General features: G+C 67.9%; 15 protein-coding genes. 10 read left to right on the top strand and 5 right to left on the bottom strand.

Annotation, left to right across the window (positions count from 1 at the left end):
* Positions 1–9 precede the first annotated feature (9 nt).
* The 8 genes from H0B43_RS03375 to recX all read left to right on the top strand — a co-directional run bounded on the left by H0B43_RS03375 (position 10) and on the right by recX (position 6,755).
* Entirely contained in the window at positions 10–840 is an 831-nt protein-coding gene (locus tag H0B43_RS03375; RefSeq protein ID WP_213015046.1) for a phage shock envelope stress response protein PspM, read from the top strand.
* Between the two features lie 177 nt (positions 841–1,017).
* Positions 1,018–1,206 (top strand): hypothetical protein, encoded by a 189-nt coding sequence (locus H0B43_RS03370; protein WP_185730168.1) that lies wholly within the window; start codon positions 1,018–1,020, stop codon positions 1,204–1,206.
* Between the two features lie 257 nt (positions 1,207–1,463).
* Entirely contained in the window at positions 1,464–2,096 is a 633-nt protein-coding gene (locus H0B43_RS03365; RefSeq protein ID WP_185729297.1) for a TetR/AcrR family transcriptional regulator, read from the top strand.
* Complete coding sequence (locus H0B43_RS03360) at positions 2,093–3,637, top strand: glycerol-3-phosphate dehydrogenase/oxidase (RefSeq protein ID WP_185729298.1); 1,545 nt, start codon at positions 2,093–2,095, stop codon at positions 3,635–3,637. Before H0B43_RS03365 ends, H0B43_RS03360 begins: the two co-directional genes overlap by 4 nt.
* Positions 3,638–3,663: 26 nt before the next feature.
* A complete protein-coding gene (locus tag H0B43_RS03355) occupies positions 3,664–4,812 on the top strand; it encodes a nucleotide disphospho-sugar-binding domain-containing protein (protein ID WP_185729299.1) in 1,149 nt (382 codons plus the stop codon).
* A gap of 35 nt (positions 4,813–4,847) precedes the next feature.
* Entirely contained in the window at positions 4,848–5,042 is a 195-nt protein-coding gene (locus tag H0B43_RS03350; RefSeq protein WP_185729300.1) for a DUF3046 domain-containing protein, read from the top strand.
* Between the two features lie 144 nt (positions 5,043–5,186).
* Positions 5,187–6,230, top strand: coding sequence for a recombinase RecA (gene recA, locus H0B43_RS03345; RefSeq protein ID WP_185729301.1), 1,044 nt, complete (start codon positions 5,187–5,189; stop codon positions 6,228–6,230).
* Positions 6,231–6,239: 9 nt separating this feature from the next.
* Positions 6,240–6,755, top strand: a complete 516-nt coding sequence (gene recX, locus H0B43_RS03340) for a recombination regulator RecX (protein WP_185729302.1) — start codon at positions 6,240–6,242, stop codon at positions 6,753–6,755.
* 66 nt (positions 6,756–6,821) lie between these two features.
* On the opposite strand, the gene H0B43_RS03335 is transcribed toward recX, so the two are convergent.
* The 4 genes from H0B43_RS03335 to H0B43_RS03320 all read right to left on the bottom strand — a co-directional run bounded on the left by H0B43_RS03335 (position 6,822) and on the right by H0B43_RS03320 (position 10,137).
* Positions 6,822–7,724 (bottom strand): amino acid ABC transporter permease, encoded by a 903-nt coding sequence (locus H0B43_RS03335; RefSeq protein ID WP_185729303.1) that lies wholly within the window; start codon positions 7,722–7,724, stop codon positions 6,822–6,824.
* Positions 7,721–8,401, bottom strand: a complete 681-nt coding sequence (locus tag H0B43_RS03330; RefSeq protein WP_185729304.1) for an amino acid ABC transporter permease — start codon at positions 8,399–8,401, stop codon at positions 7,721–7,723. Before H0B43_RS03330 ends, H0B43_RS03335 begins: the two co-directional genes overlap by 4 nt.
* A 91-nt stretch (positions 8,402–8,492) precedes the next feature.
* Complete coding sequence (locus tag H0B43_RS03325; protein WP_185729305.1) at positions 8,493–9,326, bottom strand: glutamate ABC transporter substrate-binding protein; 834 nt, start codon at positions 9,324–9,326, stop codon at positions 8,493–8,495.
* A gap of 82 nt (positions 9,327–9,408) precedes the next feature.
* Complete coding sequence (locus tag H0B43_RS03320; RefSeq protein WP_185730125.1) at positions 9,409–10,137, bottom strand: amino acid ABC transporter ATP-binding protein; 729 nt, start codon at positions 10,135–10,137, stop codon at positions 9,409–9,411.
* A gap of 210 nt (positions 10,138–10,347) precedes the next feature.
* On the opposite strand from H0B43_RS03320, the gene miaB reads away from it, so the two are divergent.
* Complete coding sequence (gene miaB / locus H0B43_RS03315) at positions 10,348–11,865, top strand: tRNA (N6-isopentenyl adenosine(37)-C2)-methylthiotransferase MiaB (protein WP_185729306.1); 1,518 nt, start codon at positions 10,348–10,350, stop codon at positions 11,863–11,865.
* Positions 11,862–12,482: a hypothetical protein gene (locus tag H0B43_RS03310; protein ID WP_185729307.1), complete on the top strand. Its 621-nt coding sequence runs from the start codon at positions 11,862–11,864 to the stop codon at positions 12,480–12,482. Before miaB ends, H0B43_RS03310 begins: the two co-directional genes overlap by 4 nt.
* Before the next feature lie 9 nt (positions 12,483–12,491).
* On the opposite strand, the gene H0B43_RS03305 is transcribed toward H0B43_RS03310, so the two are convergent.
* Positions 12,492–13,877, bottom strand: coding sequence for a DUF349 domain-containing protein (locus H0B43_RS03305; RefSeq protein ID WP_185729308.1), 1,386 nt, complete (start codon positions 13,875–13,877; stop codon positions 12,492–12,494).
* Positions 13,878–13,893 lie beyond the last annotated feature (16 nt).

Below are 13,893 nucleotides of genomic sequence, written 5' to 3'. Positions count from 1 at the left end.
AGAATTCGCATGAGTTCCACCCGAGGTGGCCGACCTGGACGAGCAGTCCGGTCGGCCACCGTCGTGTCCGGCCTCGCCGGGATCCAGGGGGCACTGCAGCAAGCCGGCGAGTCCTTCGCGGATGCGGCGCAGAAGTGGCGCGACCCGCGGGAACGTTTGCTGCGGAAGAAGAGGCGGGCCAGGCGCCGCGCGAAGCGCTACGGCATCGTGTCCGGGTCCTCGGCCACCGGCGCCGCGGGTCTGGCCCTGATGGCCGCACCGGAATGGTCGATGCTGATGGCCGGTGGCGGCGCTGTCGTGTTCGCGGTTCCGGCGGTGCTGGCCGTCAGCCGCTACCGCAAGCTCGACGCCGTCACCTTGCCGCCGGGCCTGCCGGCGCGCCGTGTGCTTCCGCCGCCGTCCTCGGCCGCAAGGGAATCGATGGAGCGGCTCGTGCACAGCGAGCGGGCACTGCACGGCATCCTGGGTGTGCTGTCCCGCTCCGGAACCATCGGCGGCGAGGACATCGAGGACACCCACACCACGGCGCGTTCCGCGGCAGCGGCGCTGCAGGCGGTGGCGCTCGACATCACCTCCATGGAGGATGCGGCGCGGGGAAGCCGGGCGGCAGCCGAGCCGCTCCACCGCGCGATAGCCTCCGCCGCCGCACAACTCGACGACGGGGTCGAGCAGTTCGAACAACTGGTGGCCGCGGCGGCCGAGGTGGCCGTCCCCGGTACGGGGAGCGCCGTCGGCGAGCTGGCCTACGAACGTGCCGAACTCGTGTCGGCCACGGAGAAGCTCGCCGGCCTCGCGGCCGCTCTCGGCGAGATCGACGACATCGTCCGGCGCTACCGCTGACTGCCGGTCCGCGCTGCGGCCGCACGCGCGGCGGGGGAGTGGGGGAGAACCCTGATCTTTCCCTGATCTTTGGGCTGACCTGGTGATTTACCGCCTCCGCCGTGCCAGGCTGGTGTGCGTACCCGATAAGTGGGGTCGACCAGATGTCGGGCGCAGAAGTCGATCGGGGAGACGTGAGTGGAGGAAATCATGTTCTGGAAGATTGTTCTGGCGGTTGCGGTGATCTGGATTGCACTGGCGGTGGTCGGTGCACTCGTCAAGGGTCTGTTCTGGATTCTCGTCGTGAGCGCCGTGGTGTTCGGTGTCTACTTGCTGATCAAGGCGATGTCTGGATCGGGCGACAAATCGGACATCACACGGAGCTGACGGGCGGGCACTCCCCGCGGAACCGCATGCACTGCGTCGATTATGAATCGGGCAGCGACGGAACGCCGTAATTAACCGAATATCCGGGTTGTTCGGGTGGGTTCGCGCCCGACCCCGATTCTCGTCCCGTAATCCCCCGTTCCCACTGTCGACGCTGGTCGAATCCCCGACGCAGGGGATGGGGCACACCGGGTCCCGCCCTGAGGAATGGGCTTCGGGTGCCGGTGGGAGATTCATGCGTTACGGTGTTACACACAATGTCTATTCGTAATTCTCCCGCGCAGAACGCCAGCCCGGCGAGCGTCGAGGACTCGATCCTCGATGCCGCCCGCACGTGCATTCTCGATTTCGGTCTCCGCCGCACCACCCTGGCCGAGGTCGCCCGGCGCGCCGGCGTCAGCAGGCCGACCGTCTACCGTCGCTGGGCGGACACGCGGGCAGTGGTCGCCGATCTCATGACCCGCGAGATCGCCGCGGTGATGCCCGAATTCTCCGCCGAGGAGTCGGTCCACCGCCAATTGGTCGACGCGGTGGTGCACGTGTCCACCGAGGTGCGCGACCATCCACTGTTCGTGAAAATCCTGCGTTCGGATCAGGAACTGTTCACCACGTACATCCTGGAGCGGCTCGGTACCAGCCAGCGGGCGATCATCGACCAGGTCGCGGTCGCGGTGTCGGCAGGTCAATACCAGGGCTCCATTCGCGTGGGGGAGAGCCGTCAGATCGCCACCATGGTGCTGCTCATCGCGCAGTCGGCGGTCCAGTCGGCCGTGATGGTCGCGGAGGAGCTTCCCGGCGACGCGTTGACGGAGCAACTCCGCCGCGCCGTGAGCGCCTACCTGGCGCCGGATGTCGCCGACCACCAACCGACGACCCGAGGAGACCGGTGAACCACCCGAAGGCCCCGCCGAGGAGACGATCGTCGGCGCTGAACGCTGCACGACGGGCACGCGAGCTCGACGAGCTGTCCGGCGGAGCGCCCGTCGACCTGCTGGTGATCGGCGGGGGCGTGACCGGCGTCGGTGTCGCGCTGGATGCGGCGTCACGTGGCCTCAGCGTCGTGCTCGCCGAGAAGCGGGACCTCGCCTTCGGAACCAGCCGGTGGAGCTCCAAGCTCGCCCACGGCGGACTGCGGTACCTCGCGTCGGGCAACGTGGGGATCGCCCGCGAGAGCGCGGTCGAGCGCGGAATCCTCATGACCCGCACCGCGCCCCATCTCGTCCGAGCCCTGCCGCAGCTCGTCCCGGTGCTCGATTCGACGACCCTGTTCGGGAAATCCCTCGTCCGTACGGGGTTCCTGGCCGGTGACCTGTTGCGGGCCGGCGCGCGCACGCCGTCGGCGGTCCTGCCGCGGTCGCGCACGGTCGGGGCCGACCGGGTCGTCGAACTCACCCCGGCCGTGCGGCGGGAGGGCCTGCGGGGCGGCCTGATGGCGTTCGACGGTCAGTTGATCGACGATGCGCGGCTCGTCGTCGCGATTGCCCGCACGGCCGCGCTCCTCGGTGCGAAGGTGCTCACGCGAACGGGTGCGTACGACGTGACCGGGACATCGGCGACCCTGCGCGACGAGCTGACCGGTTCGGAACTGCCCATCCGGGCGCGCGCCGTCGTCAACGCCGCCGGTGTGTGGTCGGGGGAGATCGATCCCAGGATCACGTTGCGGCCCAGCCGCGGAACACATCTGGTTCTTCCCGCCGAACGACTCGGCAACCCGACCGCAGCGCTCACGGTCCCGATCCCCGGTGAGACCAATCGCTTCGTCTTCGCGCTGCCCGCGCAGCTCGGGCGCGTGTACCTCGGCTTGACCGACGAGGCCGCGCCGGGGCCGGTTCCGGACGTCCCGGCGGCGTCGGATCAGGAGGTCGACTTCCTGCTCGACACGGTCAACACGGCGCTCGCTGATCCGCTGAGCCGCGCGGACGTCCTCGGCACCTTCGCGGGTCTGCGCCCTCTGCTCGACACCGGGGACGGGTCGACCGCGGACCTGTCCCGCAACCACGCCATCCTCCGCTCGGACACGGGTCTCGTCAGTGTCGTCGGCGGCAAGCTGACCACGTACCGCAAGATGGCGGAGGACGCCGTCGACGCCGCTGTGGAGGTGGCGGGGCTGGACTCGGGCCGGTGCCGGACGCGTGCCCTCCCGCTCGTCGGCGCCGCGACACCCGAAGCGCTGCGGAACGTTTCGGCCCCGCCGGCGCTGCTGGCTCGCTTCGGGACGGAAGCGGCGCTGATCGCCGCCGCCGGCCCCGAACTGCTGGTACCGATCGCCGACGGCGTGGACGTGAGCCGCGCCGAACTCGAGTTCGCGGTGACGCACGAGGGCGCACTCGACGTCGACGACCTCCTCGACCGGCGCACCCGGATCGGTCTCGTCCCCGCCGACCGGGCGCGGTCCCTCGATGCCGCCGAAGCCGTGTTCGAGAAACGGTGACGCCGACCGTGTGACACCCTGTGCTCGTGCGAGTCGCCGTGGTCGCCGGGCCGGATCCCGGACATGCCTTTCCCGCCCTTGCGTTGTGCCTCGCCTTCCTGGCGGCCGGCGACGATCCGGTCCTGTTCACCGGCGCACGGTGGATCGAGGCCGCGCGGGCGGCAGGCGTGCCTGCCGAGTTGCTGAAAGGACTCGCGCCCCGGCCGACGGACGACGACCTCGATGCGGGCGCGCGCATTCACGCCCGGGCCGCGCACATCTCCACCGAGTTGCTGCCCGACCTGCGCGCGACGGAACCGGACCTCGTGGTCTCCGACATCCTCACCGCCGGTGGCGGTATGGCCGCCGAGCGGCTGGGGATTCCGTGGGTCGAATTGTCGCCGCACCCGCTGTACGCCCCGTCCCGGGGTCTGCCGCCCATCGGAAGCGGATTGGCGCCGGGGGAGGGTCTCCGTGGCAGGCTCCGGGACACGCTCATGCGCACCGCGACGGCTCGGTCGATCCGGCAGGGCGAGCGGCAACGCTCGGAGGCCCGCATCGGTGTCGGGCTGCCGGCGACGGACCCGGGGCCGGCGCGCCGATTGATCGCGACGCTCCCCGCGCTCGAGGTCCCGAGGCCGGACTGGCCTGCCGAGGCGCACGTGGTGGGACCGCTGCTGTGGGAACCCACGAACGAGGTACTGGAGGCGCCGGACGGCACCGACCCACTGGTGATGGTGGCCCCCTCGACCGCATTCACCGGCGCCGAGGGGATGCTCGAGACCACGCTGGCCGGGCTCGACGGGGCCGGTGTCCGGGTGGTCGCGTCGATTCTGGAGGGGGCGCCGTACACCGTTCCGTCCTGGGCGCGAGCCGGACTCGGCCGCCAGGACGTGATGCTGCGCGAAGCCTCGGTCGTCGTCTGTGGCGGGGGGCACGGAATGCTCGCGAAGGCGCTGCTGGCGGGTGTCCCGGCAGTGGTGGTTCCCGGCGGCGGAGATCAGTGGGAACTCGCGAATCGAGCCGCGCGACAGGGGAGCGCCGTCGTGGTGCGTCCCCCGAGCGCCGACGCCCTCCGCGACGCGGTGGACCGGGTGCTCTCTAACGGTGCTCACGCCGACGCCGCGCAGCGGGCCGCGCGAAGCATCGTCGAGGTCGCCGATCCGGTGGAGGTCTGCCGCGACGCGCTGCGGTGAGACCCCCGGGCCCGCGTTTCGGCTAGCGTGGTCGTGTGCGATTGACCGAATTTCACCAACTCGTCCGCGACGAATTCGGGCAGATGCGTGGCGATGCGCTGCTCGTCGACCATGTGCTGCTCAGCCTCGGTGGCAAGACTGCCGCCGAGGCGATCGAGGACGGCCGGGAACCCCGCGAGGTGTGGCGGGAACTGTGCGTCGAGTTCGACGTCCCGCCGAAGCGACGATAAAAATCCGGCGTGTCGAACGGCCCGGTCATATCTATCGAACACACGTTCCCCTATGCTGGAGATGTTCGGTGGTCACGATTCTTGTCGGTACCTGGATCTAATCTGACCGCAGATCACTGATGAGACTCGAGAATGGGGACGACGATGGCACCACAGGCACATGATCGAGACAAGGCGCTCGACCTGGCGCTGGCGCAGATCGACAAGAACTTCGGCAAGGGTTCGGTGATGCGCCTGGGCGAAGGTGTCCGTCAGCCCATCGCCGTCATCCCGACCGGCTCCATCTCCCTGGACGTCGCCCTCGGTATCGGCGGACTGCCCCGCGGCCGTGTCGTCGAGATCTACGGCCCGGAATCCTCGGGTAAGACCACCGTGGCCCTGCACGCGGTCGCCAACGCTCAGGCGGCCGGCGGCATCGCGGCCTTCATCGACGCCGAGCACGCACTCGACCCCGACTATGCCCAGAAGCTCGGTGTCGACACCGATGCCCTCCTGGTGTCGCAGCCCGACACGGGTGAGCAGGCGCTCGAGATCGCAGACATGCTGATCCGCTCCGGCGCCCTCGACATCCTCGTGGTCGACTCCGTGGCCGCACTGGTTCCGCGTGCCGAGATCGAGGGCGAGATGGGCGACAGCCACGTGGGTCTGCAGGCGCGCCTGATGAGCCAGGCGCTCCGCAAGATGACCGGTGCGCTGAGCAACTCCGGCACCACCGCGATCTTCATCAACCAGCTGCGCGAGAAAATCGGCGTCATGTTCGGTTCCCCCGAAACCACCACCGGTGGTAAGGCGTTGAAGTTCTACTCGTCCGTGCGTCTCGACGTCCGGCGGATCGAGACCCTCAAGGACGGCACCGACGCCGTGGGTAACCGCACCCGCGTCAAGGTGGTCAAGAACAAGGTCGCGCCGCCGTTCAAGCAGGCCGAGTTCGACATTCTCTACGGTCAGGGAATCAGCAAGGAAGGCTCGCTGATCGATATGGGTGTCGAGCACGGGTTCATCCGCAAGTCGGGTTCCTGGTACACCTACGAAGGTGACCAGCTGGGGCAGGGCAAGGAGAATGCCCGCAAGTTCCTGTTGGAGAACACCGACATCCGCGACGAGATCGAGAAGAAGATCAAGGAAAAGCTCGGAATCGGCGCCGACGTCACGGCTGCCACGGACGACGCAGCCCCGGTCGAATTCTAAGGCGCCGCCATGCGTCCTACGGGCGAAGGTGGAACGGAGACGCAGGCCAAAGATTTGTGCCTGCGTCTCTTGACGGACCGTGCCCGGAGTCGGGCGGAGTTGTCCGAGCGGCTGGCGAAGAAGGGCTACTCGGCCGACATCGCTGAGCGCGTACTCGACCGCCTCGCCGAGGTCGGCCTCGTCAACGACGCCGACTTCGCGCAACAGTGGGTGCATTCACGACACACGTACTCCGGCAAGGGGAAACGTGCGCTCGCCATGGAACTGCGCCGCAAGGGCATCGGTCAGGACGACGCCACGGAGGCGCTCGCTCAGATCGACAGCGGCGACGAACGAGCACGTGCCACGGAACTGGTCGCGAAGAAGCTGCGCACGGTGTCCGCGGATGACCGCGACCGGGCTGTGCGACGCCTGGTGTCGATGCTGGCGCGCCGCGGATTCCCTCAGGGCATGGCCTTCGAGGTGGTCAAGGAGCAACTCGATCAGGCCGGAACGGACACGGACGGCGTGTTCGACGAGATCTGAGCCGACACGGTCGGACGGGGCGATGGCCCCGTCCGACCGTGTCGCTCGTGCAGCGCGAACGTCACATCACAACCGTTTGTCGGTGATGTCCATACCCGGAACCGACACCGCCGGCAGTTCGGGGCCGGGGCCCTGCGGCCCGCCTCCACCCTTCTTGCCGGCGCGGAGGCGCTTCTCGACCTTGGTCGCGACCACGGTGAGGGTGGAGTTGAGCACGATCATGATGATCGCCACCACGATCAGGGCGGGCAGGTAGTTGCCGTAGAACGCGCCGAGCTGCTGGCCGGAGCGCACCACTTCGACGTAGCCGATGAGGTAACCGAGCGCGGAGTCCTTCAGGGCCACCACCATCTGCGAGATGATCGCGGGGAGCATCGCCGTGACAGCCTGCGGAAGCAGAATGGTGCGCATGACCTGGCTCTTGCGCATGCCCAGCGCCATCGCCGCCTCGCTCTGGCCCCTGGGCAGCGAGTTGATGCCGGCCCGGACGATCTCGGCGATCACCGAGCCGTTGTACAGCGTGAGGCCGACGATGACCGCGGCGAGCGCGAGATACTTCGACTTGAAGACCTCGTACTCGGCGAACAGCTGGTACGAGAAGATCATCAGGATCAGCACCGGGATGGCGCGGAACAGTTCGACTATCCCGCCGGAGACCCATCGGACCGGCCGGTGATCCGACAGGCGTCCGATGCCGAGTATCGCGCCGAGGATCAGCGCGAAGAGGATCGACACGGCGGCGGCCACGAGGGTGCCGCGGATACCGGGGATCAGATAGGTGGTCCACGACGTCGACTCGGTGAACGGATCCCACTTCGCCGACGTCAGCTGGCCCTTGTCGTCGAGTGCCGCGTAGACCAGGTAGCCGATTCCCAGCAAGACGACGGCGACAGCGACGGAGATCAGGCGGTAAATGTTCTTCGCCTTCGGACCCGGAGCGTCGTAGAGGACGGTGGCGGAATTGCTCATCGTGCAACCTCGAATCGCTTGCTCAGGTAGCCGAACAGAAGTCCCATCGGCAGGGTCAGGATCACGAATCCGAGTGCGAAGATGCCACCGACGACGAAGATTGCCGCCTCGTTCTCGATCATTTCCTTCATCAGGAGCGATGCCTCCGCCACACCGATCACCGAGGCGATCGTCGTGTTCTTGGTCAAGGCGATCAGCACGCTGCCGAGTGGTGCCGTGACGGCCCGGAACGCCTGCGGAAGAACGATCAGGCGCAGGTTCTGGGAGAACGTGAGTCCGAGCGACCGTCCCGCCTCCGCCTGGCCGACGTGCACGGTGTTGATGCCGGATCGGAGCGACTCGCAGACGAAGGCCGCGGTGTACACGCTGAGGCCGAGCACGGCAAGCCGGAAGTTGTTCTGCTCGAAGAAGGTTGGCGACTGTTCGGGGGCGAGCTTGACGCCCATCGTCTGGAAGAGGCCGAACGAGCAGAAGATGATGATGAGGGTCAGGGGAGTGTTGCGGAAGATCGTCACGTAGGCCGTGCCGACGCCCCGCGCGACCGGAATCGGCGACACCCGCATGGCCGCCAGGATGGTGCCGAGTATCAGAGCACCGACGGCCGAGAACGCGGTGAGCTGCACCGTCGTCCAGAATGCGTCGATCAGCTGATCGCCGTACTTGCTCAGTAGGTCCACTTACCGTCTCCCCAGGTCACCGGTGGTTGGTGTCGAACGGGCCGGACGGTTCCACCGAAGGGGAGCCGTCCGACCCGGATGTGTGTGTTGCTCAGTACCGATCGACGGTCGGCGGGGCGGGAATCGGGTAGCCCGAGGCGCCGACGGTCTCGTTGAACGCGCGCGCCCACGAGCCGTCCGCGATCATCGCCTCGATGGCGTCGTTGATCTTGGCGCGGGTCTCGTCGTCGCCCTTGGCCAGGCCGATGCCGTAGCGCTCCTCGGTGAACGGCTGGCCGACCACCTTCAGCTCGCCCGGGTACTGTGCCGCGTAGCCGGCGAGGATGATGTCGTCGGTGGTGACGGCGTCGACTGCACCGTTACGCAGCGCCTCGACGCACGCCGAATACGTGTCGAACTCCTGCAGCTGCACGTCCTGCGCGTACTGGTCCTTGACCTTCTGCGCGGGGGTGGAGCCGGTGACCGAGCACAGCTTCTTTCCGCCGTTGAGCGAATCGGGTCCGGTGATGTCGGTGTTGTCGGACTTCACCAGGAGCGACTGTCCGGCAATGAAGTACGGGCCGGCGAAGTCGACCTTCTCCTTGCGGGCGTCGGTGATCGAATATGTGGCGACGACGTAGTCGACCTCACCGTTCTGGATCAGCGTTTCGCGCTGAGCCGACGGGGACTCCTTGAACTGGATGTTCTCCGGGGCGACGCCCAGCTTGCCGGCCACGTACTCGGCCACCTCGACGTCGAAACCGCTGAAGGATCCGTCGGGATTGCGCAACCCGAGGCCGGGCTGGTCGTACTTGATGCCGACCGTCAGCTTGCCCTCCGATGCGCTCTGGGACGCGCTCTTCTCCTCACCTCCGCCACAGGCAGATGCGACGACGGCGAGCGCCATGACGCCGATTCCCACACGAATCGAGCGATTGATCCTCATCGAGTTCCTCCCATTGAAAATGACGGATGTTGCCTGTGAAGCACGGTGGACCGACAGAGCACCGGGGCGGCGCCCGTGCGAGTCAGTGGCTGAGAATCTTGCCGAGGAAATCCTTCGCGCGCTCCGATTTGGGAGCGGTGAAGAAGGTGGCGGGTTCGGAGTCCTCGACGATCTGGCCGTCGGCCATGAAGAGGACCCGGTCGCCGGCCTTCCGGGCGAAGCCCATCTCGTGGGTGACCACGAGCATGGTCATGCCCTCCTTGGCGAGCGAGGTCATGACATCGAGGACCTCGTTGACCATTTCCGGGTCGAGTGCGGACGTCGGCTCGTCGAACAGCATGACCTTGGGATCCATGGCGAGCGCGCGGGCGATCGCCACCCGCTGCTGCTGGCCGCCGGACAACTGCGCCGGATACTTGTCCGCCTGATTGGCGATGCCGACACGCTCGAGAAGCTCGTAGGCCTTGGTCTTCGCGTCGCCGCTGCTCTTCTTCCGCACCTTGACCGGTGCGAGCATCACGTTCTCGAGGATCGTCTTGTGGGCGAACAGGTTGAACGACTGGAACACCATGCCCACATCCGCGCGCAGAGCCGCCAGCGCCTTGCCCTCGGCGGGCAGCACCTTGCCGTCCACGGCGATCTCGCCGGAGTCGATCGGCTCGAGCCGATTGATGGTCCGGCACAGCGTCGACTTCCCCGAACCGGACGGTCCGAGGACGATCACGACCTGCCCGCGAGGGACTTCGAGGTCGATCTCCTGCAGGACGTGGAGGGCGCCGAAGTGTTTGTTCACCGATTTCATCGAGATCATGGACGGGGCCGCGCCCGTGGAGGGTGTCGGCGTCGCGTCGTCGGCTTGCGTCATAGTCGATGACCCTATGTGCTGGGGACGGGTGGGCCCGTCATTTGCTCCGAGAATCCTCGGGATGTCACGGAAACTTTACTGTTCGGCTTCGGCCGTGTGTCCTGGCGCACACCGGCCGCGACGAGGCGATTTGGCGCGGGCCGTACCCTGGCATACGTGGACACGATCGACCAGAACCCTCGCCGCAGCTACGAGGTGCGCACGTACGGCTGCCAGATGAACGTGCACGACTCCGAACGGCTGTCGGGGCTGCTCGAGGACGCGGGCTACACGAGGGCGGAAACCGGGCAGGCGCCGGACCTCGTCGTCTTCAACACCTGCGCGGTGCGCGAGAACGCCGACAACAAGCTGTACGGCAATCTGAGTCATCTGGCGCCGGCCAAGGAGCAGAACCCCGACATGCAGATCGCGGTCGGCGGGTGCCTGGCGCAGAAGGACCGCGACGTCGTCGTGAAGAAGGCACCGTGGGTCGACGTCGTCTTCGGCACCCACAACATCGGGTCGCTTCCCGCCCTGCTGGACCGGGCCCGCCACAACCAGCGCGCCGAGGTCGAGATCCTCGACGCCCTGGAGGCGTTTCCGTCGACGCTGCCCGCCAAGCGGGAGTCCGCGTACGCCGGCTGGGTGTCCATCTCCGTCGGCTGCAACAACACGTGCACGTTCTGCATCGTGCCCGCGCTGCGCGGCAAGGAGGTCGACCGCCGCCCGGGCGACATCCTCGCCGAGGTGCAGGCGCTGGTGAACGAAGGCGTCGTCGAGGTCACGCTGCTCGGGCAGAACGTCAATGCGTACGGCGTGTCCTTCGCCGATCCGGACCAGCCCCGTGACCGCGGGGCGTTCGCCGCGCTGCTGAGGGCCTGCGGCGAGATCGACGGCCTCGAGCGTGTCCGATTCACGTCTCCGCATCCGGCCGAGTTCACCGACGACGTCATCGAGGCGATGGCCGAGACCCCCACCGTGTGCCCGCAGTTGCACATGCCGTTGCAGTCCGGTTCGGACCGCGTGCTCAAGGCGATGCGCCGCTCCTACCGGAAGTCGCGGTTCCTCGGAATCATCGAGAAGGTGCGCACCGCGATGCCGCACGCGGCGATCACCACCGACATCATCGTCGGCTTCCCCGGTGAGACCGAGGAGGATTTCCAGGACACGCTCGATGTGGTCCGGCAGGCGCGGTTCACCAGTGCCTTCACCTTCCAGTACTCGAAGCGACCCGGCACCCCGGCGGCGGAGATGGACGAACAGCTGCCCAAGGCCGTGGTCCAGGAACGGTACGAACGTCTCATCGCGTTGCAGGAAGCCATCACCCTCGAAGAGAACCAAAAGCTCGTCGGAGCCGAGGTGGAACTGCTCGTCGCAGCCGGAGAGGGCCGCAAGAACGCGGAGACCGCCCGGATGAGCGGACGCGCCCGCGACGGCCGGCTCGTCCACTTCCGGCCGGAGGGAAACCTCGACGGGAACATCCGGCCGGGCGACGTCGTCACCATCGTGGTCAGCGCCGCCGCCCCGCACCACCTCGTCGCCGACACCCCGGTCCTGACCCACCGCCGCACCCGCGCGGGGGACTCCTTCGAGAAGGGCGTCACCCCCAAGACCCCGCCGATCGGCGTCGGGCTCGGACTGCCGCAGATCGGTGCGCCCGCACCACTGCCCGCTCAGATGGGATGCAACGCATGACCTCCTCGTCCGACGACAAGCGGAACGACGGACACCGGACCGGTGACACCGGTTCGAGTGGCGAGAACGAGCCGATCGAGAGCTACCTGAAGGATTTCGACGACGCCGAGAAGAAGGTGGCCGGCGAGATCGACCCCGGCGCGCGTGCACTCGTCGTCGCAATCGCGGTCGTGGTGCTCCTCGGCTCGCTGACCTTGCCGCACTCCGGCGTCGCCAACGGCTGGGAGGTCCTCGTGTACGGCGACGACGCCCAGGCCGAGACGATCGCCCTGCCGTCGCGGTTGTTCGTGTGGTTCGAGGTGGTGTTCGGTGTCGTGGTGTCGATGCTGGCCCTCGTCACCCGCCGCTGGGCCCTCGCCTGGGTGGCCCTGGCCGGCACCGCGGTGTCCATCGTGTTCGGCATGCTCGCCATCTGGTCGCGGCAGACGCCGGCGCCGGGGGTCGAGGCGGCGGGACCCGGAATCGGGCTGATCATCGGCTGGCTCACCGTCATCGTGCTCACGTTCCACTGGTTGAAGGTGGTCTGGAGCCGGACCGCGCTGCAACTGGCCGCGGAAGAGGAACGCCGCGCCGCTGCCGCCGAAGCGGAGCGACGCGGCGACTGGAACGTCGGCTAGAGGTCGCGCCTACTGGCCGCTGACGGCGCCCTCGGCCGCCTCGGCCCATTCGCGCCACTGCTTGGCCTGCGCGAGGGCGCTCTCGGCGTCCTTCGTCTTGCCGGCAGCGGTGGCCTTGGCTGCCTGCTCCTCGAACTGGATGACCCGTTCACGGAACTGGGCAGCCCGGGCGAGTGCCTCCGGGTCGGTGCGACGCCATTCCTCGTCCGCGGCGTCGCGGACGCGCTTCTCGATGGCCCGGAGCTTGCCCTCGAGGTCGTGCATCCGCTCACGGGGAACCTTGCCGATGGCGTCCCACTTCTCCTGCAGGTCGCGAAGGGCCGCCCGTGCGGCGTCGATGTCCTTGGACGGATCGATGTGGCCGGCGTTCTTCAGCAACTCCTCCTTCGCGACCGCGTTCTCCTCGAACTCGGCGTCGCGTTCGGAGGACGCGGCGTTGCGGGCCGCGAAGAACACGTCCTGGGCGCCCTTGAACCGCTTCCACAGGTTGTCGTCGGCTTCGCGCGGCGCGCGCCCGGCGGCTTTCCACTCCGCGAGCAGATCCCGGAACGCGCCTGCGGTCGGACCCCAGTCGGTGGAGTCGGACAGCGCCTCGGCCCGGGCGACGAGTTCTTCCTTCTTCGTCTTCGCGGCGGCGCGTTCACGATCGAGTTCGGCGAAGTGCGCACCGCGACGCCGGTTGAACGTCTCCCGCGCCTTCGAATACCGCTTCCACAGGGCGTCGTCGACCTTCCGGTCGATCCCGCGGATCGTCTTCCATTCGTCGAGGATCTCGCGTAACCGATCGCCGGCGGCCTTCCACTGAGTGGATTCGGCGCCGATGTGCTCGGCCTCGGCGGCGAGTTCTTCCTTACGTTCGGTGAGAGCCTGCCGCGACAGTTCCTTCTCGTGTTTGGCGTGGGCGGCGGCCTCGTCGGATCCGGCGACGATGACGTCGAGACGGGCAGCAAGCGAATCGATGTCACCGATCACCGCGGCGGTCGGGAGGGATTCGGCGAGCGCGATCGCGGCGGCCTTGGTCTTCTTCGCATCGCCGGCACCGGAACTGAGCCGGGCTTCGAGCAGCGCCACCTCCGTCGCCAGGTCGTCGAAGCGCCGACCGAAGTGCGCCAGACCCTCCGCCGCGTCTCCGGCCTGCCACGAGCCGATCTGCCGTTCCCCGTCCGCGGTCGTGACCCACGCGGTGCCGTCGTCGTCGACGCGGCCGAACTTGCTGGGATCGCTCTGCGGGGGTGCGGCGACGGCGGGGGCGGAGAGAGCGTGCGTCGGTGTGGGGTGGGGCTTGGGTGCATTCGGTTTGGCGGCTACACCGGGCTTCGGGACGCTGGGCTTCGGCGTGTCGTGCTGCTGAGCGGCAGGCTCCACGGCGGGCTTCGCGTCGCTGCTGTCGGTCATCGGTTCCTCATCTCTG

It is taken from the genome of Rhodococcus sp. 4CII (genome assembly GCF_014256275.1).
In the GTDB taxonomy this organism is placed as follows: Bacteria; Actinomycetota; Actinomycetes; order Mycobacteriales; family Mycobacteriaceae; genus Rhodococcus_F; species Rhodococcus_F wratislaviensis_A.
The sequence above is the reverse complement of the archived record's forward strand: the minus strand, read 5'-3'. Positions and strand labels throughout refer to the sequence as shown.